Below are 24,578 nucleotides of genomic sequence, written 5' to 3' on the forward strand. Positions count from 1 at the left end.
TACCTTTAATCATATTAGTGCCGCACTACTGAAACACACCATTTAAAACACTAACAAGTATTTGTAAAAGACTTCTATCAACCACACCATGATTCTCAAGCTCTTTATTAGGCGTATTTACTTTTGTAGCTTTGCATTCATTATCTAATGACTCGTTTTTACGTGTATCTGTTTCGTATGCAATATCAGCTTGTTCCATACATTTTGCCGAGCCTGCGTAAGGCTGCGCTGCACAAGCGCTTAATAATAAAAAAAGTGAAATTGCTATCAACAATTGCTTCATAACTAATCCTATTTTTACGCAACTTATTTACTTTAAATTACAGCTGCAAGTTAGCCCATTTACTTTTCTACCACCATTACAAAAAATTCAAAAAAGAACGTCCCGATAACATCAAAAAAGTATCATTTTTTTCATCCTTTTTAATTTGTGCGCTAATGCATTGATTGTAAACCTGTGAGCTTGTTTGAGCACCATTTCGATCAAACGTTTCGCCTTTTCAATGCATAAGTTAGGGTCAGAACGCGAGGCAGTACTACATGCACTCAGTAGAGCCCACAGCAATAATGCGGCGATGGGGGTTTTTATGTTCATCCTTAAACTATCCTATTAAGTTAACGTGCTACCTGCATTTATACCGATTGGTATTATATGTGGGAGTAACATATAGGTTGTAGCTAAATAACGCTGCTACTTTATCACTGCAATAAAATAAACAATCAGTAAATATTTGTAAGGTTCTGTAGGGATTTATACTCACTTTTATAATTGAACTACGCAAAAACCTGAAATTATTGCATTCATGCAAATGTAAAATTTACAGTGATAGCAGCCTAAGAATAAAAAAATTAAAATATATTCATTAAAATACAATAACTTAATATTTGGCATTTCGTTTGCTAGTTAGTGTTATAAGCAAATAAATTGTAAAAGGACTAATTATGAATATTTTTGAAGCACTACGTCATGACCATGACAAACAACGAGAATTGGTAGATGCGCTTATTCAAACACACGGCGACACAGAGCAGCGCCACAAGCTAATGGATGAGCTAAAAACAGAATTAGAAGATCACGCAAAATTTGAAGAACGTTACTTTTATAACCCACTTATGTTTGATGACTTAACTCATGAAAAAGCGCGCCACAGCGTAGCTGAGCATCACGAAATTGATGAATTAATCGAACAACTTGAAGATACCAAAATGAGCTCATCTGCATGGTTAGTTGCAGCTAAAAAGCTACACCATTTAGTACATCATCATTTAAGTGAAGAAGAACACGAAGTGTTTCAATTAGCAGGTAAAGCACTTACTGAAGGGCAAAAAGAAAGCCTTGCTGAACAATACAACGACGCTATGCATTAGTTGGAAACACGCAAACCGACTTCCACACACTCCCTGTGTACTTATTGGTTATAAGCCTTATGGCTTATAACCAATTTTTTTGCATGTACTTTATTACTTTACAGTAAATTTCACGTCTTGGTCGCGTAATAAGTAAAGTGCAAAACACGCAGCCCACATCGGCCATGCAGTAAAGAATAATAAGTTATTAAAGCCATCTATGTACTGATTGTACGAAGAAAGCGTAGATAACCCATGCATTACAAAAATGATACCGTACGTTATACGCTTTTTAATACCTGCTAAAAACGCTAAAACAAGCACTAACTGCACCGCACCAATAATGTAAGCCACTATATCTGTAGAGCCACTAATACCGTAAAAATGCTCAAAAATACGCGCGCTATGCCCAGGATTAACAAACTTATCGAATGTCCACATAACCATTACAATAAACACGCCTAAACGCAAAGATAAAAGTGACCACTGCAAACGGTTTTGCACATCAGAATTCATTGAACCTGTCATAAAATTTCCTTAAATGAATATTAATAAACATAGAAGTAACCTAGACCGTATAAGTTATTTTTTATTTCAAAAAATTTCAAAAATTTTTAATTAAATTCATTAGTTAAGCCATGCAGTACTGAAAGTGAAGCTAATTTAAGCAATTTAAAAATGCTGCATAAAAGTTAACAACTTTAAAATGTTAGCAGGCTGAAAGTAGTCTATAATTAATAAATCTTATTAAAAGCAATTATTTATATCTAATTGAATACAGTTGCTTCATTAACATTTTATCGACTAATAAAACAATAGTACTTAATTACCAACTTTATAATGCATCAGTTTTGTTATGTTCTAAAAAACAAAAAGAATCAAAATTTTACTGAAAGTTATTTTTAATCCTTTCGGTCTTTATCGCCAACAACATTTTAACCGCAGAGAGAAAACGTTTGAAACACGCATATTTAGCACTTTCCTTAGCCACCATATTAAATACACCACTTAATGCTTTTGCAGCCGAAGAATCAAAAACAGCAAAAGAAGGCGCAATTGAGCGTATTGAGGTGGCAGGCCAAGTTATTAAATCTCAAGGTCTTTCGGTTAAAAATGCCACTGTAGACGGCCCTTTTGGCGACAACTTAGCTCTACAAGATATAGCACGTTCAGTAACACCAATTTCAAGTGAGTTAATAGAACAACTTAATATTACGAGCCTACAAGATGTACTTGCAGTAAGCCCTAATACCTATTCAGCCAGTGGTTTTGGGGCACCAAGCTTACCTACTATTCGTGGCCAATTAGGTGAGCTTTTCCAAGATGGTACACGCCGCCAAGCAGGTAATAATGGCTTTGGCGTGCCATTATCGTTCAACTCTATAGAACAAATAGATGTAGTAAAAGGCGCGCCACCGGTATTATTTGGTTCAAGCCAACGCAACGGTGGTTTTGTAAACTTACATTCTAAAAAAGCATCAACTGACGACAGTAAAGGCAAAGCAACTGTATCTGCAGGTCGATGGGATCAGTACAGTGTTTTAGTGGATTACAGTGCACCTATAGTAAAGGACAAAGTAGGTTTTAGAGTAAGCGCTGAGCACATTGATAACGGCAGTTACTACGACTTTTCTGGCACGAAAAGCGACAGCCTATTTGCAGCACTTAGAGTGTTACCTGATGACAAGAGCAGCTGGGATATTAACTTTGAGTTATACCAAGTTGAGTTTACCGATAACGCCGGTATTAACCGCCCTACTCAAGCGCTAATAGATAATGGCCTTTATATTACCGGCCAAGGCGTGCAAGCAAATGGCAGCACAGTACCGGCAGCAGGTTCAATAATCTCACCTACTGGGCAAGTAAAAATTGACCGTAGTACAGTACTTACCGATCCTGATAATCAAAATGAAGCTACTACCTATTTACTACACAGTATTTATAAGCGTGAACTTTCAAACAATGCATCAATTAAAAACATCACGTATTTTCAGCACTTACAACGTGAAGAAATTGCACAAAATAGCTTTGTTGAAATTATAGATGGTGCCGATACCGCGCAAAACCGTACCGAGCTTACCTACCTTTGGAATAGCGATCAGCAAACAATTTTTGCTTTTGATGTGCGTTATAACCGCGTATTAGGTTATAGCCAATTTACAACAGAAGCCGACTTACCGATTGATTTAACTGGCCCAATTTCAAATCGCCGCATTCCTTTAACTAATGCACAACAAGCACGTTTAATTGAAATTAGCCCAGGTGTATTTGTATCACCTGGTGGTCAGTACGATATTAATAACGATGGCAGCGGCGACTTTAACTTATCAGATACTACCGATTCGCGTTCATGGCAAACGGGTTTTGCTATTCAGCAAGATTCTGATTGGACCGATAAGTTTCATACAAGTGTTGGCTACCGCATAGATTTTTATGACGTAGACGCGCACGACCCAATAGCACCAGAAGGTGAAATTGCAGCGAGCGATAGCATTAACGATAAGCTACATTCGGGGCAAGTAAGCTTTAATTACCGATTAAACGGTGATTACACCACTTATGGTGCCGCAAGTTATAACGAAGCCACATCAAATAGTATGGCTGGCGGTACGTCTCTTGGTGGCGACAACACGATTAGTGCGCAAAACTTTTCAACCGAAAATACCTTAGTTGAATTTGGTTTAAAATACGCACCAACCGACAGCGATTGGTACGCCGATGGTGCAGTGTTTAGCCAACGTCGTAGTTTACGTAATCGCGATGGTAGTAATACTGGCATTCGTACTACCGGCTTTGAAAGCCAAGTATTTTACGATGCTTACCCTTATTGGTTAAGTGCCGGCTACAGCTATATTGATGCTCGCTACGATAATTCTGCAAGCAGCCAAGATTCGGCTCAAGTCGCTGATGCATTTGACAACTCACGTCCAGATATTATTGCAGGTACCAGTGTTGGCGCACCTAGCTTTACCGCTTTTGCACCTTCAAACACCCGTGTACAGGGCATTCCTGAGCAATCTTTCAGCTTTAACGGAAATTATTCAATTAATTCGAAATGGCAAACGGGTTTTTCAGGTCTATATACAAAGAGTTACCCATTAGACTTTTTGGCGACAGTAAAAATTCGTGATCAGTACACACTAAACGTAAATACTAGCTATGCTTTTACGCCTAGTACCAAGTTACGATTAGATGTGAACAACGTGACGAATCAAAAAAACTGGCGCCCAGTATTTGAAGGCGGTTACTTTGGTGCGACTTTAGCTTTTCCTGAGTTGCCAATTAACGCCAAGCTTACGCTTACCCATAATTTTTAAAGACAAGTTTGAAAGAGAGAGAACATGATTAAAAAAATATTTCTATTATTGATTGCAGCGGCCGCCGTCGGTCTGTTCTTTCATTTTGACTTACATCAATTACTTACGCTTGATGGCTTAAAAGGGTCGATGGATCAATTTAACCAATACAAAGAGCAGTCACCATTACTCGTTATTGGTGGGTTCTTTTTACTATACGTAGTAGTAACTGCTCTCTCTTTACCAGGCGCCGCTATTTTAACACTTGCCGCAGGTGCATTGTTTGGCTTAGTTGAAGGCTTATTAGTTGCATCTTTTGCCTCAACTATTGGCGCAACACTTGCCTTTTTAGTATCGCGTTACTTACTGCGTGACACTATTAAACAACGTTTTCCTGAGCGCTTAGCCGCCATTGATGCAGGCGTTGAAAAAGAAGGTGGATTTTACTTATTTACCCTTCGTTTAGTGCCAGTGTTTCCATTCTTTTTAATTAACTTACTAATGGGTGTTACTTCAATAAAGTCATGGACTTACTACTGGGTAAGCCAAGCAGGTATGCTCGCCGGTACATTTGTATTTGTTAACGCAGGTACACAACTAGCGCAAATAGAGAGCTTATCTGGAATTTTATCATTCAACTTAATCTTATCATTCGCTTTATTGGGTATATTCCCATTCATTGCTAAAGGAATCTTAAACGTGTTTAAAAAACGTCGCGTATACAAAAACTACACTAAGCCTAAAAAATTCGACCGTAACATGATTGTTATTGGCGCAGGCGCAGGTGGTTTGGTAACAAGTTATATAGCAGCTGCTGTTAAAGCAAAAGTAACCCTTATTGAAGCGGGCGAAATGGGCGGCGACTGTTTAAACTATGGTTGTGTTCCAAGTAAAGCAGTTATCAAAAGCGCTAAAATTGCAGAACAAATTCGCCATGGTGAAAACTACGGCTTAGAAAACGCAACACCGCAGTTTTCGTTCAAAAAAGTAATGGCACGTGTACACAAAGTAATTGCAGATGTAGCACCGCACGACAGTGTTGAGCGCTACACCGACTTAGGCGTAGATGTTGTAAAAGGTTACGGTAAATTAATCGACCCGTGGACTGTAGAAATTAAACTTAACGACGGTGGCACGCAAACACTCACCGCTCGTACTATTGTGATTGCCACTGGCGCACGCCCATTTGTACCGCCACTACCTGGTATTGAAGAAACAGGTTATGTAACAAGCGATACATTGTGGAATAAATTTGCAGAGCTAGATGAAGCCCCTAAAAAACTTGTAGTACTTGGTGGTGGTCCAATTGGTAGCGAATTAGCACAAAGCTTTGCACGTTTAGGTTCAAGCGTTACGCAAATTGAAATGGCGGAGCGCATCATGATCAAAGAAGATCTTGAAGTGTCTACTTTTGCTCACGAAGCGTTAACCGAAAGCGGCGTTAATATTTTAACATCGCATCAGGCATTACGTTGTGAAGCTCGCGATGGTAAAAAATTCATTATTGTTAAACATAATGACCAAGAAATCGAGATTGAATACGACGAGCTATTATGTGCTGTTGGCCGAAGTGCACGCCTTAAAGGTTACGGCCTTGAAGAGCTTGGCATTGAAACAAACCGCACAGTAGTAACTAACGAATACTTAGAAACACTGTACCCTAATATTTTTGCAGCAGGCGATATTGTAGGTCCATACCAATTCACACATGTTGCAGCCCATCAGGGTTGGTACGCTGCGGTAAATGGCTTATTTGGTCACCTTAAAAAGTTTAAAGTAGATTACCGTGTTATTCCGTGGACTACGTTTATTGACCCAGAAGTGGCACGTGTTGGCTTAAACGAGCAAGACGCAAAAGACAAAGGCATAGATTACGAAATTACTCGCTTTGAATTTGAAGAGCTAGACCGTGCAATTACCGACAGCGCTACAGAAGGCTTTATTAAAGTAATTACACCCAAAGGCAAAGACAAAATATTGGGTGTTACCGTGGTATCTGAACATGCTGGCGATTTAATTGCTGAGTTTGTACTGGCAATGAAACACGGCTTAGGTCTTAACAAAATACTCGGTACTATACACAGCTACCCTACTTGGGCTGAAGGTAATAAATACGCAGCAGGTGAGTGGAAACGCGCTCATGCACCTGAAAAAGTGCTTAACTTGCTTGAAAAATACCACACTTGGCGTCGAGGTTAATTATGTTTAAAACTCCTCTAAAAGCATTGCTACTTGGTTCGGCCTTAGTTGTAACATCGTTTGCAACGTCATTTTCGGCCCAAGCCCAAAACATGCACGATAGCTGGAACGCATTGTTAAATAAGCATGTTGTTGCTATTAACCATAATCACAGTACTGAGGTTGATTACGCTGCTATAAAACGTGAGCATGCACAGCTAAAAACGTATTTAGATTCGTTAACGGCTGTAACGCAAAGCGAATTTGACGCATGGGAAAAGCCTAAGCAACTCGCTTTTTTAATCAATGCTTATAATGCGTGGACTGTTAAACTTATATTGACTAAGTACCCTGATATTAAGTCAATTAAAGACTTAGGGAGCTTTTTTAGCTCACCATGGAGTAAAGAGTTTGTGCCATTACTTGGCAAAACTCGCAGCCTTGATGATATAGAGCATGGTTTAATCCGTGGTAGTGGTAAATACAACGACCCACGCATTCACTTTGCGGTAAATTGCGCGAGTATTGGTTGCCCCGCATTACGTGAAGAAGCGTATACAGCCACTGATTTAGAAAGCCAATTGCAAGAGCAAACGGTGCGCTTTTTATCAGATATGACACGCAATATGGCTCAAGAAAATACGCTAAGCGTGTCTTCAATATTTAAATGGTACGGCGATGACTTTGAAAAAGGTTTTAGAGGTGCAAACACGCTACAGCAGTTTTTCTTGCAATACAGCGATGCACTTAAATTGATACCCGCTCAGCAAAAAGCACTTAAAAATGATGACATGAAAGTTAAATTTTTAGACTATAACTGGGATTTAAATGTTCGCCATTAAGTTTTGGCAAACACAAGCGCGATACAGCTTTTGCTGTGTCGCGTTTTGCGTTTGTACAATCGCAAATTTAGCTGCTTTTTCGAGCATCGCGTTTGCTAATACCGTTATTAACTCAAATAGTAAAAGTAATTTAGTAATAAACACACAACAGGGATCTCGCTGGCAACAAGTTCAAGCACTTGGTAGCAATCAAGATGTATACTTTTATGCATGGGGCGGCGACGCGCAAATAAATGCTTATATTCAATGGGCAGCCCAGCAAGTTAAAACTAAGTACAACATTAACTTAGTGCATGTAAAACTAAGCGACACCAGCGAAGCAGTAAGCCGTGTACTTGCCGAAAAATCAGCAAACAATAACAACCAAGGCAGCGTAGATTTAATGTGGATCAACGGGGCTAACTTTGCCACCATGAGTGAGCACTCTCTGCTTTTAAAGCAATGGGCAAATAAACTCCCCTACTTTGCATTAACCGATCCGGCTAATAACCCTGCTGTAACCTTTGATTTTGGTTTACCTACCAATGGGATGGAAGCGCCATGGGGGCAAGCGTCACTTACGTTTTATTACGACAGCATTGCAATAAATGGTAAGGCAAACAATAAATTGCCGACGACATTAAACGAATTATTAAACTGGAGCTCACAAAACCCTGGTCGCTTTAGTTACCCAAAGCCACCTGACTTTTTAGGTATGAGCTTTTTAAAATACGCCTTAGTTGTACTGCATCAGCAAAGCAGCGAAAACGTTAAAGCGCAGCTAAACCAACCAGCTACAACTAAAAATACTGCACAAGTATTAAACCCACTGTGGGACTTTTTAGATAAACTACACCCAACTCTTTGGCGTGGTGGCACTCATTTTATGCAAAGTGGTGCTCAAATGCGCCGCCTTGTGGACGATACAGAATTAAGTCTCGCATTTACTTTTTCATCACCTGAAGTACCAGCGGCTGTAAAACGCTATGATTTACCAAACAGCATTCGCAGCTATGCAATGAGTGATGGCAGTTTAAGTAATACCCATTTTGTGGCAATCCCTTACAATGCAAGCCACCAGCAAAGTGCGCAATTAGTGGCTAATTTTTTAATGAGCCCTGAAGCGCAAGCTCATAAACAAAAAGCGCATATATGGGGCGATAAAAGCGTACTTATTCAATCAACGTTAACGCCTGATCAGCAAACCTTATTTAAAACAGCTAAACCGCACCCAAGTGCACTGCCTTTAAACAGTATTAAACGCACATTGAGCGAACCTCATCCAAGCTGGGTAAACGCCATTATGCAAGGTTGGCAAACCCGTTATGGAGTAAGCCAATGAGCGTTATTTCAAAAAGTGTACCTGTAAATACCAAAGCAACAACGCAGTGCAGCACCGATATGTTTACGCGCATTGTAAAATTTAGCCCGCGATTTTTACTCGCTTTACTTATACTACCCGTACTTGGTGGCTTAATTAGCGTATTGCTGCCTGCCTTTGGTTATGCGCCCGTACTTGAGCAAACAACGTTTAGCTTGCAAGGTTTTAATGCCCTTTGGCAAACACCCGGCCTTACCCAAATGGTTACCTTAAGCGTTGCAACAGGCTTAATAAGTACTCTGCTTGCATTTATCATTACTTTAATGATTCTAGCTGCGTTTTTTAATAGCCCGTGGCTTAACCGAATTCAGCGTTTATTGAGCCCTATATTAGTTATACCTCATGCCGCAGCGGCTATTGCGGTGGGGTTTTTAATAGCCCCTTCAGGTATGATTTCACGCTTAGCGTCGCCTTGGTTAAGCGGCTGGGAACTTGCGCCAAACGGTATGTTTCCGCATGATTCGTTCGGTATTAGTATTATTTTAGGCTTAACACTCAAAGAGCTTCCCTTTTTATTACTAATGGCACTGGGCGTACTTGCTCAACCTGAGCTTGGAAAAAAATTACGCCAACAACATAAGGTTGCGCTTAACTTAGGTTATTGCCCAATGACCGCCTTTTTTAAAGTAATACTGCCAAGCCTTTATCCACTTTTACGTTTGCCCCTTTTAGCCGTGCTTGCCTATGCAAGCGCCAGTGTAGAAATGCCACTCATATTAGGCCCAAATACACCACCCACGTTGGCCGTTGCAATAATGCATTGGTTTAACGATGTTGATTTAAACCTGCGTATTAAAGCCTCAGCAGGTGCTTTATTACAACTAGCTGTTACAGGCGGTTTGTTAGCGCTTTGGCTTGGCGGGGAAAAGGCCGTAAAAGTGCTCTTTAGCGACTCTCTTACTAATGGAGTGCGCGAATACGGCGGATTTTATTGGCAAAAAATAACGGTAGTACTCACCACATTAGTAATTAGCTTTATACTGTTGTCACTTATTGGTCTAGTTATGTGGTCGGTTGCAGGTTTTTGGCGCTTTCCAGATGCAATGCCTGAGCAATTTACACTACTGCATTTTAAAAGTGCGCTAATGCAAATGGGCAGTCCGCTTTTTAATACCCTAGCAATCGGTTTAGTAACCACACTATTTGCCATTATTCTTACTTTATTGTGTTTAGAATCAGAGCCGTTGAGTGACAAACCTATTTCTCGTTTTACCAGTTTAATTATTTACTTGCCGTTATTAGTACCCAGTATTGCCTTTTTGTTTGGGCTAGTATGGATACAACAATTGGTAAATAACCAAGCCGCATTTTTTAATGTAGTACTTACTCATTTACTGTTTGTGTTGCCTTACGTGTTTTTGTCACTTGCGAGCAGTTATAGGCGCTTAGATCCTCGTTTTGCTCATGTTGCTGCAAGCTTAGGTGCAGCGCCATGCAAGGTGTTTTTTAAAATAAAACTACCTCAATTGTTTGCTCCTATTTTAATTGCAGCCGCACTGGGTTTAGCAATTAGTTTTGGGCAATACCTCCCCACGCTTTTAGCTGGCGGCGGGCGCATAGCCACAATAACAACCGAAGCCGTTACGCTTGCCAATGGTGCAAGTAGGCGCACCAGTGCAGTGTATGCCATTATGCAAATGGCATTGCCATTAATTGGCTTTATACTAGCGTGGGTTTTACCTAAGTATTTTTTTAAAAGCGCACAACGCTAACCCATAAATTAAAAGGTTTTTAATGCAGTCATCTTTAGAGATTAAAAATTGTGAGCTTTATCGTCAACACGAGCAATTACTTAGTTTAAACGAGCAAGTAAAAGGCGGTGACATACTTACCATTATGGGGCCATCAGGCAGTGGAAAATCAAGTTTATTAAACTGGCTTACCGGCACATTACCCAGCGGCTTTAGCGCAAATGGTGAAGTGTGGCTTAACGGTGAAAACATTAATAACTTACCTACTCATTTACGTCACATAGGAGTACTTTACCAAGACGCGTTATTATTTTCGCATTTGTCGGTAAGCGGTAACATTGCCTTTGCTATGCCTAAAGGCAATAAAAAACATCGCCTCGACAAAATAGACCATGCGCTTGAGCAAGTAGGTTTAAAAGGGATGGCAAACCGCCACCCTGACAATCTCTCAGGGGGGCAACAAGCCCGCGTTGCTTTACTGCGTATGCTATTGAGCGAACCAAAAGCCATATTACTTGATGAGCCATTTAGCAAGCTCGACACCCAATTAAGAGTAGATACCCGCGAGCTGGTATTTAGCCAAATACGTGAGCATAAACTGCCCGCTATTATGGTAACCCACGATCATAGTGATGCAGAGGCCGCAAACGGCAAACTGATCACCTTAAATTTAGCCAAATAAACACACAAAAAGCACAAGGCACCAAGCATGTTAGACAAATACATCACCCCGGTAATAAAGCCACTGTTAACCCCTGTTGTAGCGTTAATGCACAAGCGCGGTATAACGCCTGACCAACTCACTGTGGCCGGTTTTTTAATAGGGCTATTGGCTGTGCCATTTATTGCGTTTGAAATGTGGTACGCAGCGTTAACAGCTATTGCTTTAAATCGTATTTTAGATGGGCTGGATGGTGCATTGGCACGCCATGCAAATTTAAGTTCAAGCGCTGGCGGTTTTTTAGATATTACCCTCGACTTTTTATTTTACGCGGCTATTCCGCTTGGCTTTATTTTGGCAAACCCCGAGCAAAACGCCATTGCCGGTGCGGTATTACTGGCCACTTTTATTGGTACGGGCTCAAGCTTTTTAGCCTTTGCCATAGCCGCCGAAAAATTTAAACTCGAAAAACCGCAATTTAAATACAAAAGCTTTTACTACTTAAACGGCTTAACCGAAGGCACAGAAACCATAGCGCTGTTTATTGCCTTTTGTATTTGGCCGCAGCACTTTGCCATAATGGCGAGTATTTTTGCCACTGCGTGCGCTATTACTATTTTTACACGTATACATGGTGGTTATAACACGTTAAAACTCCAAGAAGCCGATAAGGTTACACAAGCCAATGAGTCATGAAATTTGGTGGCGTTTAGGGTTCTTTTTTAGCATTTTGGTTATTATGATGCTGCTAGAGTCACGAATGCCCGCACGTAAATCACCTATAAAAAGTAACACCCGATGGTTTGCTAATTTTGGACTCGTGTTTGCTTCATCACTAATTGCGCGCTTAAGTGTACCAATCGGTTTAACCGCCGTAGCGCTTTATAACCAAGAGCACGGTATCGGTTTATTTAACCAAATAGCCATACCAAGTATCGTCGCCATTATCTTAAGCATGCTACTGCTTGATATACTTATTTATTGGCAGCACCGGCTGTTTCATCAAGTGCCGATTTTGTGGCGCTTGCACCGTGTACACCACGCCGATGCACATGTAGATACCAGCACAGGTTTGCGCTTTCATCCTATCGAAATTGTGCTGAGCATACTTATAAAACTCATTGCAGTAACTGCTCTTGGCGTACCTGCTATTGCGGTACTTATTTTTGAAATTGCACTTAATGGTTTAGCACTATTTAATCATGCAAATATACGCCTACCTAATGCTATTGAAAAGCCGTTGCGTTTAATATTAATGACGCAAATATTACATCGAATTCACCATAGCCAAGTAGTTAGTGAAACTAACTCAAACTATGGTTTTAGTGTAATTTGGTGGGATAAATTATTTGGTAGCTACAAAAGTGAAGCAAAAAAAGCAGATTACGACATCGACATTGGTTTAAAAGAATACCCAAACCAAAAACAAAACGCCTCCCTTTGGGGATTACTTATTATGCCATTTAAAAACAAATAACTGATAACGTTTGTAACCGGCTTGCCTAAAAAAAAGCCAGTTTTTAGAGGTTTAATAATGCATACCAAATTATAAAATTAATATATTCTTTCAACCACAGTCAAAAAAAGAGTTGAAAACACCACTTTAAAATCTTTTTAAATGAGATTAATCTATTAATATATAATGTTATTTTTTATGAGTAGCTCAATTGGTAAACTGGTCTTACCGTAAACTAATTGTAAATAAAATAAACAAATATGTTGACCATTAACGCACTGCGCAATATCATTTGTAAGCGCTTACAAAACACAACGCAAAAATGTAAGCGCTTACAGTATGAAAAACAATTAATCTGACAATAATCTGTTGAAACCGGGGTTCAGTTATGAACATTGAAACAACGCACATTACACGTTTACTTGCCGCTATCTCTCTAGTTACGTTAGCTGGCTGTGGTGGCGACTCTGCCACTAAATCAAATTTTGAAAATGTAGATGCCTCTGAGCCAGTATCAGATTGGCAAATGGTTTGGAGCGACGAGTTTGAAGGCTCAGCCATTGATACAAACAAATGGAACTATGAATTAAACTGCGATGGCGGTGGTAACAACGAGAAACAGTGTTACACCGACAGCGAGCAAAATGCATTTATTGCAGACGGTGTGTTAAACATTGTTGCCCTCCCAGCGACAGAAGGTGCAGAAAAACCGTATACCTCAGCACGCCTAAATACGCGTTACAACGCTGACTTTACGTATGGTCGCTTTGAAGTGCGCGCCAAACTTCCATCAGGACAAGGTAGCTGGCCAGCATTTTGGATGCTGCCAACTGATGAAGTTTATGGTACTTGGCCTCGTTCTGGCGAAATAGATGTTTTAGAATCAGTAAATCTTAAAACACCGGATGAAGACGGCGGTATAGAGTCTAGTATCCACGGCACCCTTCATTACGGACGCGCGTGGCCAGATAACAGTTCTACTGGCAAAGAATACAAATTCCCTGAAGATACTAATCCAGCAGATGATTTCCACACGTATGCTGTTGAATGGCAAGAAGGTGAAATTCGCTGGTACGTAGACGGTTATCTTTATGCAACTCAGCGTCAATCTGAGGTTTTATATAATTCCAAAAATGAGCCTGCGGGTTTAAAACATCGTGGTTGGTTTGCAGAATACTTTGAACAAGGTTCTGGCGAACTTACAACGCACTGGGATAGCGCACCATTTGATAAAGACTTTCACTTATTGCTAAACCTAGCTGTAGGCGGCGACTGGCCTGAAAACGTTAATGATTTAGGTATAGATGCTAGCGCATTTGAAAATGGCCAAACCTTTGCTATTGATTACGTACGTGTTTATCAATGTGCATCAAATCCTGATACAGGTAAAGGTTGTGAAACCATTCGCCCAGGTTACAACAGCTTAGACGATGCCTTGCTTGAAGGTGATGCACCAGTTCCTATAGCTGGAGGAGTTACTCCATTAACCATATTTGGTGATTCTTTTAATATTAATTGGCCTGCGTGGGATTGTTGCGGAGGCTCAACTCCTGCAGTAGTTGTTGATGAACAGCAAGGTAATACAGTTGAATTTAGTGTTGGTGAAAACCCAACGGTAAACGGCTTTATTTCAAGAACTGAGAATATTACTGATGAGTCAGGTGTTGCCTCTCCATTTGATGCAACGCCACTTCTAGCAGAAGGATATTTTCAATTTAAAATGAAAGTAACTAGCGCACCTGCTGATGCAAACTCTACATGGGTTGTTAAGCTTGAAAGCGCAGGAGATGCCCCTACTGCAGCCGAATTGCCTATTACCCAAAGCGTTGAAGGTATTGCGCCTGTTGTAGGTCAATGGCAAACATACACATTTAAATTAACCGATCTTGTTGCTGCAAACTTAGATATTAGTGCTATTGATGTAGTTATGATTTTCCCTGCGTGGGGCACTGGTAATGGTGCTGTTTATAGAGTTGATGATGTAAAAATAACTCAAGATTTCCCAGAACTTGATGTGTTCTCTGATACCCAAAATCTTGATTGGCCAATGTGGGACTGCTGTAGCGGCTCTACGCCAGTGGAAGTAATGGATGATGAAGAACATGGTATAACAGCAGAATTTACAATAAATGATACGCCTACTGTAATGGGCTTTAATAGCCGCACATCTGTTGGTGGAAGCGGCGAGGCATTTGATGCAAGCGCTATCATAACGGTTGGTCAAATTACGTTTGATATGAAAGTTACGAGTATGCCAAGCACACCCGATGCCCCATGGTTTTTCAAAGTTGAGTCAAACGAAGGTGACTCTGCCGCAGAGCTTGCACTTACTGAAAGTGTTGAAGGCATTGCCCCTGTTTTAAACGAATGGCAAACATATACTTATACGCTTTCTGATTTATCAGCTGCCGGTTTAGATGTAAGTGCAATAGATGTATTAATGATTTTTCCTAATTGGGGCCAAGGGGCTGGCGCAACATATCGTGTTGATAATGTGACAGTTTCAAACCCATAATTAAGATTTCACTGACAAATTCTAGGTGCTTACACTGCACCTTCTCTCTTGAACAACATTTTATAAAGCAGAGCTATTATGAACACATTCAATTTTAAAAAGAGCCAACTTGCGGCTTCTGTGTCTCTCATCATTGCTGCGAGCACATTAAACACAGCTATTGCGGCAGAAGCACAAACAAACGTTTCATCTGATGTAGAAGTTATTGAAGTAAAAGGTATTCGTGGTTCACTTATTCGTTCTATGGATATGAAACGCGACTCTTCTGGCATTGTTGATGCCATTTCGTCTGAAGAAATGGGTAAATTCCCAGATACCAACTTAGCAGAATCATTACAACGTATTACCGGCGTATCGGTTAGTCGTGCAAACGGTGAAGGTAGCCAAATTACAGTACGTGGTTTTGGCCCTGAGTTTAACTTAATAACCTTAAATGGCCGCCAAATGCCGGGCACAGGCTATACACGCTCGTATAATCTTGAAAACGTTGCCTCTGAGGGCGTAAGTGCCCTTGAAGTATTTAAAACAGCACGTGCAGACGTACCAAGCGGTGGCTTAGGTGCAACGGTAAATATTTCTACCGCGCGCCCTTTTCAAAAGCCGGGTCAAAACTTTTCAGCTACCGTTAAAGCAAATCACGACTCGTCAAACGAAGCTGGCGATGACGTAACACCAGAGTTTTCTACTGTTTACAGCAATACTTTTGTAGATGACACTTTTGGTTTTGGTTTTTCATTTTCGCACCAAGAGCGTGACTTTCAAAAACAAAGTGCCAATATTCAAGGCTGGCAGGCAAACGTAGACTTACCTGAATTAGATAGCAGCAACGTAGTTGATAACCGCACAGACCCTGCAGGTAACTACTACTTCCCTAAAGACATGAACTACTCGATTGAAGATGTAGAACGTGAACGTACAAACGGACAAGTTACCTTTCAATATGCACCGGTAGATGGCTTTGTAGCAACACTTGATTACACAGCAAGTAAAGCAGTTACAGGTTCTCAGAGCATTGGTTGGGGTATTTGGAACGACTTTGGTAGCAATATTAATGGCTACGAACTAGATGAAAATGGTACAGCTGTTTATGCTGATATTAGCGGTAACGATGCGTCATTCACAGCCAATAAAGGTACTACAGAAGTAAAAGCACGCTCACTTGGTTTAAATCTTGATTGGGAAATTAACGACACATGGCACGTAGAGCTTGATTACCACGACTCTAAAAATGAGACTGACAACGGCGCCGATGACGGGCTAGGCAGTACCGGCCAAGTGATTTTGGGCTCAGATCAGCTTGCTAATAAAATTTACGATTACCGCACTGGCGAAATCCCAAGTGCACAAGTTAACTGGTTAAACGGCACAAGCGAACTAACACCAGGCGAAATTGACTCAAACTTTAGTCAGTTTACTCACTCACCGGGTGAGTCAAACATTGAACAGTTACAACTACATACTACGTGGTATAACGAAAGCTACGACATTGGTTTAGTTAAAGTTAAATTTGGCGCATCACGTACTGAGCAAAACACCGGTGGTTACACCGCGTGGAGTGGTTTAGTAGGTGGCCCTGGTTTTAACCCATCTTACACAGAAATATTCCCAGATAGCATGTTTACCCGTCACGATACATCGGGTCTTTTAGACCAATTTGCTGGCGGTGGTAGCGACTTACAACCTAATTACTACTACACGTATGACTTCGATGAAGCAGTAGCACGCCAAATTGCTTATTTAACAGCAGATGTAACAGGCTCAGATGCATACGCAGCTAATGCTTACATGGATGGTATTGATAGCGAAAGCTACGTAGAAGAAATCACTAATAGCTTTTATGTTCAATCAAGCTGGGAATTTGACGTAAGTAACTACTACGTAAAAGTAAATGCAGGCCTACGCTATGAGCAAACAGACGTAACCAGTACTGTACGTCAACGCGTTGAAGATCAAGTTAATTGGATTAGCGCTTCTGAGTGGATCATGCAATACGCTGCTGGCGGCGATGATAACTTCTTAGAGCAACAAGGTGATTACGATGTTTTACTGCCTTCAATCGACGTAAGTGTTGATTTAACTGAAGACGTAGTAGCCCGCGTATCTTGGGGTAAAACAATGTCGCGTGCACCACTAGGTAATTTAGCCGGTGGCCGCAGCTTAACAGGCAGCCCAAAACCAGGTTCTCGTACAGGTAGCCAAGGTAATACAAACTTATTGCCATTTGAATCAACAAACCTTGATTTATCACTTGAGTATTACTACGCAGAAGGCAGCTACGCGTCTGTTGGTTACTTTAAAAAAGATGTTGATAACTTTATTCAAACCACCATTACGCAAACTACTATTGATGGCTTACACGATATTTTAAACGGCCCTCGTTACTTACAAGCCGTAAGCGATATTGAATCACGTGGTGAGCAAGCAACAACCGACGCTATTTTTGCACAAATGATTGCCAGCGGTTACGGCAATGCAAATGGCGTTATTGAGCCAAACAGCGAAGATCCGCTAATTACATGGAATATTAGTCAACCGCAAAACACCGACAGTAAATCGGTAGATGGTTTTGAAGTAGCTGTTCAGCACTTAATTGGTGAAACCGGTTTTGGTGTAGGTGTTAACGCAACATTTGTAGATGGCGACGTTGAATTTGATAGCGAAAGCCTTGATCAACAAGCACCGCTTACAGGCTTAAGTGACTCAGCTAACTTCCAAGGCTTTTACGAAAAAGACGGCCTATCAGTTAAAATTACTTACGCATGGCGCGACTCATACCTAATTGGTGTTGGCCAAGCTCAAGGTTCAGCTGATGCGCCTCCGCAATATGCTAAAGCCTACGGCCAATGGGATATGAGCGTTAACTACGATGTAAACGAAAACGTAACGGTATTTTTTGATGGCATAAACTTAAACAATGCCACCGAAGAAGGTTACGGACGTTACGAAGAGCAGTTCTTATTTGCTAATCAATACGGTCCTCGTTACTCAATTGGTGCTCGTTACACGTTCTAACTAAATTTCCTTTAGTAAAAAATGCAAAAAACCGCTCACTGAGCGGTTTTTTTATTGTCTCAAGTTATAATTTTTTAATAAATGGTACCAATCTGTTTATATATAGGGACTACTTAACGTTAAGAAAATTACGCTAAAACTAGACAAAAATTTTTGTACCTAGTTGTTCTAAATAAAAATTTCAGCGACATTATAGTGCAATTTAATTCACTAAATTGCTCAAAGATTCATGCCGGTTGGTATGATTATATATACATACCGCCCGATACCTCAAGCCGTTGACCTGTCATCCAACGGTTTTCGTCCGCTAATAAGTTAGCAATCATAGGCCCTATATCGTCTGTTACACCAACTCTGCCCATTGCCGTTTGTGATGTAATAAACGCATTTACTTCATCGTTATCACGAACGACACCATTACCAAAGTCGGTTTCAATTGCACCAGGAGCTACAACATTTACCGTAATATTTTTAGGTGCAAGTTCTTGAGCTAAATACCTTGTCATTACTTCTATTGCACCTTTGGTCATTGCATAAGTAATATGACCGGGTAATGAAAAACGCGTTAAACCACTTGATAAATTAATAATACGACCACCGTTTTTTATAAAGGGTAACAATGTTTGGGTAACAAAAAATACTCCCCTTAAGTTAATATTTATTAACGTATCAAAAGTTGATTCACTTGTGTCTGCAAAACTGCTAGTAAGCCCCACCCCTGCATTATTAATTAAGTAATCAAACTCACTTTGTTGCCAATGAGTCTGCAGGACATTTTGTAGTTGTTGTGCAAAATCCTCAAAGCCGAGCATATCACTTACATCTAATTGCAATGCAACCGCTTTAGAGCCTAGCTCCTGTACTTGCTTTACAACCTCTTTTGCTTCTTTTTCATGACGACGGTAAGTAAAAATGCAATCGATATTTTGCTTTGCAAGGCAAAGCACCGTGCTTTTACCAAGCCCACGATTACCACCGGTGATCACTGCAATTCGTTTGTTCATTGTTATATCCTGTTGAAAATAAAAGCGGGGAGTTAAATAACTTCCAAGCCAGTATATTTTTTCAAGCAACAAAGATAAACAGGCTGAAAAGAGTTACACTGTTCAAAATAAACGAACAATAAACGGTATTATGAAGGACCTAAACGCAATACGTATTTTTATTAAAGTAGCGCAACTCAGTAGTTTTTCTAAAGCAGCAACAAGCTTAAATCTTCCTAAGTCAAGTGTATCGCAAGCAGTAACCATGCTTGAAAGTACATTAAATACGCGTTTATTACACCGTACTACACGCACTGTAAATATGACTTCAGACGGTGAGCTATTTTATCAACGTGCACTGGGAATTATTAGCGACGCTGACGATTTAAAAAATTTATTTGTAAGTGAGGATAAAGGTTTAACAGGCCGAATACGTGTAGATATGCCACAAGCTGTTAGTCGAGATACCATAATTCCAAACTTAAGTTCGTTTTTAAAAATGCACCCAAATCTTGAAATAGAACTTGGCAGCTCCGATAGACGAGTAGATGTCATTAAAGAAGGATTTGATTGCGTAGTAAGAGTGGGCGAACTTACCGACTCATCGTTAATTGCACGACGTTTGGGCAGCTTTAAAGTTTTAAATTGCGTAAGCCGTTATTATGTAAAAAATCATGGTTTACCTAAAACTCTTAACGATCTAAAAAATCATTACATTGTTCGCTACAGTCAAACACTTGGTATCCCTGATCCGGGTTTCGAATATTTAGATAGCAATAATCAATTGCAATCAATAACGATGAAAAGCCAGCTTACTGTTAACTCCTCAGAGGCATATTTAAGCGCAGTACTGAGTGGTTTCGGGCTTATTCAATCACCTATTCACGGTATAAGTAAATACCTTGAATCTGGCGAACTTATACAAGTTTTGCCTCAATACGCGATGCCCGACCTACCAATCAATATTTTGTACCCAAATAGGCACCATCTACCCAAGCGCGTAAGTGCATTTATGCTTTGGCTTGAAGAACAATTGAGCGTCTTTACAAAGTAATAATCTGTGCGTTATTCATTTTGCGCTAAAGCATCGTTACTTAGCCACGATAGTTGGCAGCAAGAAGCAAAGGAAAACCTCATAATAGCATCATCAGATCATTGGCATTTAAGTGGATACGAATCCTATTTAGGTGCTGGAAAACACATACGCCCTACGATGAATCAACTTACTTAACCGCATTGAAAAGTAAGGGATCACCGCTGTTAAAATTTGCGGTGGAAAGTGAGCTTTAGCGCTTGCTGTCCACCTCAGGGCGTGTTGTTATATTTAAATTTAAGATAGCCTAGTTATTATTTTGGCAACCCATTTATCAAGGTGCTTGCTAGGTGCGAAAGATAAAAACATACCAATAATTGGAAATATTCCAGTAAAAATGGCGGCAATTATTTTAGAACCTTCATCTTTAGTTGGTACACCGTTTATTTCAATTACGGCATTTGGATCTAATGCTGCTTGAACAAAAATGAAAACTAATATGCTTCCAATGATTATTAGAGTTCCACCCGCAAGCCGGCTTAAACCTACAACTATATCGACTTTTTTCTGTAATTCAGCGTCCATACTATCCTTTAAATATAACGCCCACTTAAGCGGACAAAAATTGTTGGCTATAATGTGGAGCGAAGCGAAACGTAGCCAACTGTTTTTGTTCCGTTTAAAGTTCTTGTTAGGCATTTAATTGCACAATACAACATCTAATTTCATTTTCATTTCGGCTAACTGGATACCTGAAGCTTTAATATCTTGATCTGTCCATTTAGAAGGGTTTAGCCAATAAACGCCCTTAATTTGACACAATTTTTGCATTTTTTCGAAGCCAGCATTTGCACACTCAATAGATGCTTCATTCCACAACTCAGTCAATTCATGTTTAGCATCCGATGAACTTTCATTCATCGCTTTTCTAGATAAATACCCTTCTGTTCTTAGAACGGCTTTATTAAGAGCTAATAAAGCATTCTTTTCTTTCTCATCATTTTTATGCCCTTCATTTTGAAGAACTGCGATATACGCAGATATAGCGCCAATAGCGGCGATAATTTCTAAACCTGTCATTGTAATTTACCCTTATATGAGAATATGAATGCCTAACAATCTTGTCTACGACATTTGTCGCTTTATAAACCGACAAATGTCCATATATTACAATGCGTTTATCTTAGCCAGCAAATAACCGTCTGTAAACAACTAGTTAACTACAAAGAAATCTCCGTTAATGCTGTAATACACCTAAATGGAGGAGATCAGTAATATCCGACAATGCATAAATCACTGCTAATTTTTAGAGCAACTTTTATAAAAAGTTAATATCGTAAAATCGTTTTTTAACGCAGGTAATGAGTTATTAAAACGCTTAGGTTTTAACATTTTGAATACAGCTGGTATTGTACTTATATATTACAACACGTTTGAAATAGTGTTGTGAGCACTGTGAAATAAAAGCACTTTAAATAAAAAAGCGCTACAAATATGCAGCGCCCTCATTACTTAATGGTTGTTGTGTTTAAGTTTGAACTGTTTTATTAAAAAAAGCCGAGCGGATCTTCGCTGTAGCTCACTAATAGGTTTTTAGTTTGTTGGTAGTGATCGAGTGCTAGTTTGTGTGTTTCACGCCCTATTCCTGATTTTTTATAACCACCAAATGCAGCATGTGCTGGGTACATGTGGTAACAGTTTGTCCACACTCGACCAGCTTCAATTTTACGTCCCATGGTATAAGCACGATTCATGTTTCTACTCCACACCCCTGCACCTAAACCAAACTCAGAGCTGTTGGCAAGTTCGAGTGCTTCGGCTTCATCTTTAAAGGTCGACATTGAAATAACAGGGCCAAAAATCTCTTCTTGGAACACACGCATATCGTTTGTGCCCTTTAATAACGTAGGCTGTATGTAATAACCACCATTTAAATCGTCACTTAGCTGCTCTACATTGCCACCTGTAAGTACCTCTGCACCTTCTTTTTTGCCTATTTCAATGTAGCTCAGTATTTTATCAAATTGTGCTTTTGAAGCTTGTGCGCCCACCATTGTTTCACTGTCGAGCGGGTTACCGCGCTTAATTTTTTGAGTGCGCTCGAGTATTCGCTCAATAAACTGCTCGTAAATATCTTCTTGAATAAACAGCCTTGATGGGCACGTACACACCTCGCCTTGGTTAAAGTAAGCAAGTACGGCGCCCTCTATTGCTTTGGATAAAAACGCGTCGTCTTTTTCCATTACATCATTAAAAAATATATTAGGTGATTTACCACCGAGCTCGACCGTTGAAGGAATAATATTTTCAGCAGCGCATTTCAAAATATGTGAGCCCACAGGCGTTGAACCCGTAAATGCAATTTTAGCGATACGCTTGCTTGTTGCCAGTGCTTCACCCGCTTCTTTACCGAAGCCGTTTACTATATTTAATACGCCTGCAGGGAGTAAATCGCCAATTATCTCCATTAAAACTAAAATAGAAGCAGGTGTTTGCTCAGCCGGTTTTAAAATTACGCAGTTACCTGCAGCAAGTGCTGGTGCGAGCTTCCAGGCAGCCATTAAAATAGGGAAGTTCCACGGAATAATTTGCCCAACAACACCTAGTGGTTCGTGAAAATGATACGCAACGGTGGTTGCGTCTATTTCACCTATAGTGCCGTCTTGCGATCGTAGGCATCCTGCAAAGTAGCGAAAGTGATCTGCCGCTAGCGGAATATCTGCAGCGAGTGTTTCACGAATTGCTTTACCGTTATCCCATGTTTCGGCAACAGCTAGTAACTCTAGGTTTTGCTCAATTCGGTCGGCTATTTTTAGCAGTATGTTACTTCGGTCGGTCACCGATGTTGTGCCCCACTGCTCTCGCACTGCATGCGCTTTGTCGAGAGCCAGCTCTATGTCGTCTTTGTCTGAACGCGGTATTTGGCAAAATACCTTACCGTTTACTGGGCTTATATTATCAAAATATTGGCCATTTACAGGCTTTACCCACTCTCCGCCAATATAGTTTCCGTATTGTTGTTTAAAGTTTACGAGTGCGCCGTCGCTACCTGGATTTGCATATATCATGTGTGTGATCTCTTTATTGTTGTTAGCTAAAAGTCGAACATTTATATAAAACAAAATGCTTTATATTTAATCGACATTAAACTAACAAGCGCCTAAAAACTTGATTAGCTGTCCACAAAAGTTGTCTGTGAGTCCAAACTAATAAAAACCTAAAGGATTGATATGCACACATCTCAGTTAAACAAAAAACGCCAACAACTTGATGTTTTAATTGAAAACAAAGTCTCGTTTGCCGCAGATAGCAGTGAGTTGAGTATTTACGACACGTACCAAAGCGCACAAAAGGTGGCACTGCATTCAAACGAATTACTGTTTTGTGCAATGCTCAGCGGTAAAAAAGTAATGCACGTAGAAAGCAGCCAATACCATAAAGCCTTTTTACCCCACGAGTCGTTTGTATTAGCGCCAGAGCAAGGTGTATTAATTGACTTTCCACAAGCCTCAATGCACGCACCAACTACGTGCTTAGCAATTGAAATAAGCAAAGATAAAATAAACGCTGTGGTAAATGCACTTAACATGCAGCAAAGCTTTGCACACGATGACGGCTTATTCGAATATGTTCCGCAGTTGGTGCACAGCCAACATAATAGCCAAACACAGCAATTATTAGAGCGCATGGTGCATTTATTTAGTGAGCAAGGGGCACAGCGACATTACTTAATTGATTTGTCGTTAAACGAATTGATCACCCGTTTATTACAACAACAAAGCCGCGAGCTATTGCTGGCTAGCTGCGATAAGCCACGCCTTAAAACAAAAGTCAGCGATGCCCTGCTTTATATTGAAGAACATTTAAATGAAACGCTCGACATAAATACCTTATGCAAAATAGCATGTATGAGCCGCAGTAAGTTTTATCAGCAATTTAAACTTACATTTGGCACTAGCCCAGCCCTTTGGCAGCAACAGCTAAGACTAAAAAAAGCGCGTACCCAATTACTACAAGGCCATGCAATTAGTAAAGTTTGCTTTGATGTTGGATTTAATAGCGCAAGCCACTTTAGTCGCCTATTTAAACAAACCTTTGGCATTGCGCCTAAAGAGTGCCGACATTAGTCCTAAAATCTTATTTTTTTACTTTGCTAACGCCCTGAATATGTTAGTTTATTAACATGAGTATTGAGTAAAGAATT

The 24,578-nt window shown here is 40.1% G+C and carries 19 protein-coding genes and 1 pseudogene; 14 read left to right on the forward strand and 6 right to left on the reverse strand.

Annotated features, from left to right (window positions below; genetic code table 11):
* Positions 1 to 25: 25 nt before the first annotated feature.
* On the reverse strand, positions 26 to 283 hold the full coding sequence (locus tag EU510_RS08855) for a hypothetical protein (protein WP_149593178.1): 258 nt from the start codon (positions 281 to 283) through the stop codon (positions 26 to 28).
* Between the two features lie 659 nt (positions 284 to 942).
* Between EU510_RS08855 and EU510_RS08865 the strand changes: the two genes are divergently transcribed.
* Positions 943 to 1,368, forward strand: a complete 426-nt coding sequence (locus EU510_RS08865; protein ID WP_149593179.1) for a hemerythrin domain-containing protein — start codon at positions 943 to 945, stop codon at positions 1,366 to 1,368.
* Positions 1,369 to 1,461: 93 nt separating this feature from the next.
* Here EU510_RS08865 and EU510_RS08870 read toward each other — a convergent pair whose 3' ends face one another.
* Complete coding sequence (locus EU510_RS08870) at positions 1,462 to 1,875, reverse strand: hypothetical protein (protein WP_002960120.1); 414 nt, start codon at positions 1,873 to 1,875, stop codon at positions 1,462 to 1,464.
* A gap of 428 nt (positions 1,876 to 2,303) precedes the next feature.
* Here EU510_RS08870 and EU510_RS08875 point away from each other — a divergent pair, with 428 nt between their 5' ends.
* From EU510_RS08875 to EU510_RS08920, 10 genes are all read left to right on the forward strand, one after another.
* Positions 2,304 to 4,664, forward strand: coding sequence for a TonB-dependent receptor (locus tag EU510_RS08875; RefSeq protein WP_149593180.1), 2,361 nt, complete (start codon positions 2,304 to 2,306; stop codon positions 4,662 to 4,664).
* A 24-nt stretch (positions 4,665 to 4,688) separates the two neighbouring features.
* On the forward strand, positions 4,689 to 6,842 hold the full coding sequence (locus tag EU510_RS08880) for an FAD-dependent oxidoreductase (protein ID WP_149593181.1): 2,154 nt from the start codon (positions 4,689 to 4,691) through the stop codon (positions 6,840 to 6,842).
* Between the two features lie 2 nt (positions 6,843 to 6,844).
* Positions 6,845 to 7,663: a DUF547 domain-containing protein gene (locus EU510_RS08885; protein WP_149593182.1), complete on the forward strand. Its 819-nt coding sequence runs from the start codon at positions 6,845 to 6,847 to the stop codon at positions 7,661 to 7,663.
* A complete protein-coding gene (locus EU510_RS08890; RefSeq protein ID WP_149593183.1) occupies positions 7,650 to 8,984 on the forward strand; it encodes an ABC transporter substrate-binding protein in 1,335 nt (444 codons plus the stop codon). The genes EU510_RS08885 and EU510_RS08890 overlap by 14 nt, the downstream gene beginning before the upstream one ends.
* Complete coding sequence (locus EU510_RS08895) at positions 8,981 to 10,735, forward strand: ABC transporter permease (RefSeq protein WP_149593184.1); 1,755 nt, start codon at positions 8,981 to 8,983, stop codon at positions 10,733 to 10,735. Before EU510_RS08890 ends, EU510_RS08895 begins: the two co-directional genes overlap by 4 nt.
* Positions 10,736 to 10,757: 22 nt before the next feature.
* Positions 10,758 to 11,396 (forward strand): ATP-binding cassette domain-containing protein, encoded by a 639-nt coding sequence (locus EU510_RS08900; RefSeq protein ID WP_149593185.1) that lies wholly within the window; start codon positions 10,758 to 10,760, stop codon positions 11,394 to 11,396.
* A 27-nt stretch (positions 11,397 to 11,423) separates the two neighbouring features.
* On the forward strand, positions 11,424 to 12,071 hold the full coding sequence (locus EU510_RS08905) for a CDP-alcohol phosphatidyltransferase family protein (protein WP_149593186.1): 648 nt from the start codon (positions 11,424 to 11,426) through the stop codon (positions 12,069 to 12,071).
* On the forward strand, positions 12,061 to 12,852 hold the full coding sequence (locus EU510_RS08910) for a sterol desaturase family protein (protein WP_149593187.1): 792 nt from the start codon (positions 12,061 to 12,063) through the stop codon (positions 12,850 to 12,852). The genes EU510_RS08905 and EU510_RS08910 overlap by 11 nt, the downstream gene beginning before the upstream one ends.
* Before the next feature lie 367 nt (positions 12,853 to 13,219).
* A complete protein-coding gene (locus EU510_RS08915; RefSeq protein ID WP_149593188.1) occupies positions 13,220 to 15,346 on the forward strand; it encodes a glycoside hydrolase family 16 protein in 2,127 nt (708 codons plus the stop codon).
* 78 nt (positions 15,347 to 15,424) lie between these two features.
* Positions 15,425 to 18,358 (forward strand): TonB-dependent receptor, encoded by a 2,934-nt coding sequence (locus EU510_RS08920; RefSeq protein WP_149593189.1) that lies wholly within the window; start codon positions 15,425 to 15,427, stop codon positions 18,356 to 18,358.
* Positions 18,359 to 18,603: 245 nt separating this feature from the next.
* Here EU510_RS08920 and EU510_RS08925 read toward each other — a convergent pair whose 3' ends face one another.
* Positions 18,604 to 19,362: an SDR family NAD(P)-dependent oxidoreductase gene (locus EU510_RS08925; protein ID WP_149593190.1), complete on the reverse strand. Its 759-nt coding sequence runs from the start codon at positions 19,360 to 19,362 to the stop codon at positions 18,604 to 18,606.
* Positions 19,363 to 19,492: 130 nt separating this feature from the next.
* Here EU510_RS08925 and EU510_RS08930 point away from each other — a divergent pair, with 130 nt between their 5' ends.
* Together EU510_RS08930 and EU510_RS08935 are read left to right on the forward strand one after the other, a co-directional pair.
* On the forward strand, positions 19,493 to 20,395 hold the full coding sequence (locus tag EU510_RS08930; protein WP_008134514.1) for a LysR family transcriptional regulator: 903 nt from the start codon (positions 19,493 to 19,495) through the stop codon (positions 20,393 to 20,395).
* Between the two features lie 62 nt (positions 20,396 to 20,457).
* Positions 20,458 to 20,631 (forward strand): annotated as a pseudogene (locus tag EU510_RS08935) (IS110 family transposase); the annotation flags it as partial.
* A gap of 40 nt (positions 20,632 to 20,671) precedes the next feature.
* Here EU510_RS08935 and EU510_RS08940 read toward each other — a convergent pair.
* The 3 genes from EU510_RS08940 to EU510_RS08950 form a co-directional block, all read right to left on the reverse strand.
* A complete protein-coding gene (locus tag EU510_RS08940; RefSeq protein ID WP_149593191.1) occupies positions 20,672 to 20,959 on the reverse strand; it encodes a hypothetical protein in 288 nt (95 codons plus the stop codon).
* Between the two features lie 114 nt (positions 20,960 to 21,073).
* Positions 21,074 to 21,454 (reverse strand): hypothetical protein, encoded by a 381-nt coding sequence (locus EU510_RS08945; RefSeq protein ID WP_149593192.1) that lies wholly within the window; start codon positions 21,452 to 21,454, stop codon positions 21,074 to 21,076.
* Between the two features lie 467 nt (positions 21,455 to 21,921).
* The gene (locus EU510_RS08950; protein WP_149593193.1) at positions 21,922 to 23,442 is read right to left on the reverse strand and encodes an aldehyde dehydrogenase family protein; all 1,521 of its coding nucleotides are present in this window, start codon (positions 23,440 to 23,442) and stop codon (positions 21,922 to 21,924) included.
* Between the two features lie 162 nt (positions 23,443 to 23,604).
* Here EU510_RS08950 and EU510_RS08955 point away from each other — a divergent pair, with 162 nt between their 5' ends.
* Positions 23,605 to 24,501, forward strand: a complete 897-nt coding sequence (locus EU510_RS08955; RefSeq protein ID WP_149593194.1) for an AraC family transcriptional regulator — start codon at positions 23,605 to 23,607, stop codon at positions 24,499 to 24,501.
* The last annotated feature ends 77 nt before the right edge of the window (positions 24,502 to 24,578 follow it).

Origin of the sequence: Pseudoalteromonas sp. FUC4 (assembly GCF_008370255.1) — a bacterium.
In the GTDB taxonomy this organism is placed as follows: domain Bacteria; phylum Pseudomonadota; class Gammaproteobacteria; order Enterobacterales; family Alteromonadaceae; genus Pseudoalteromonas.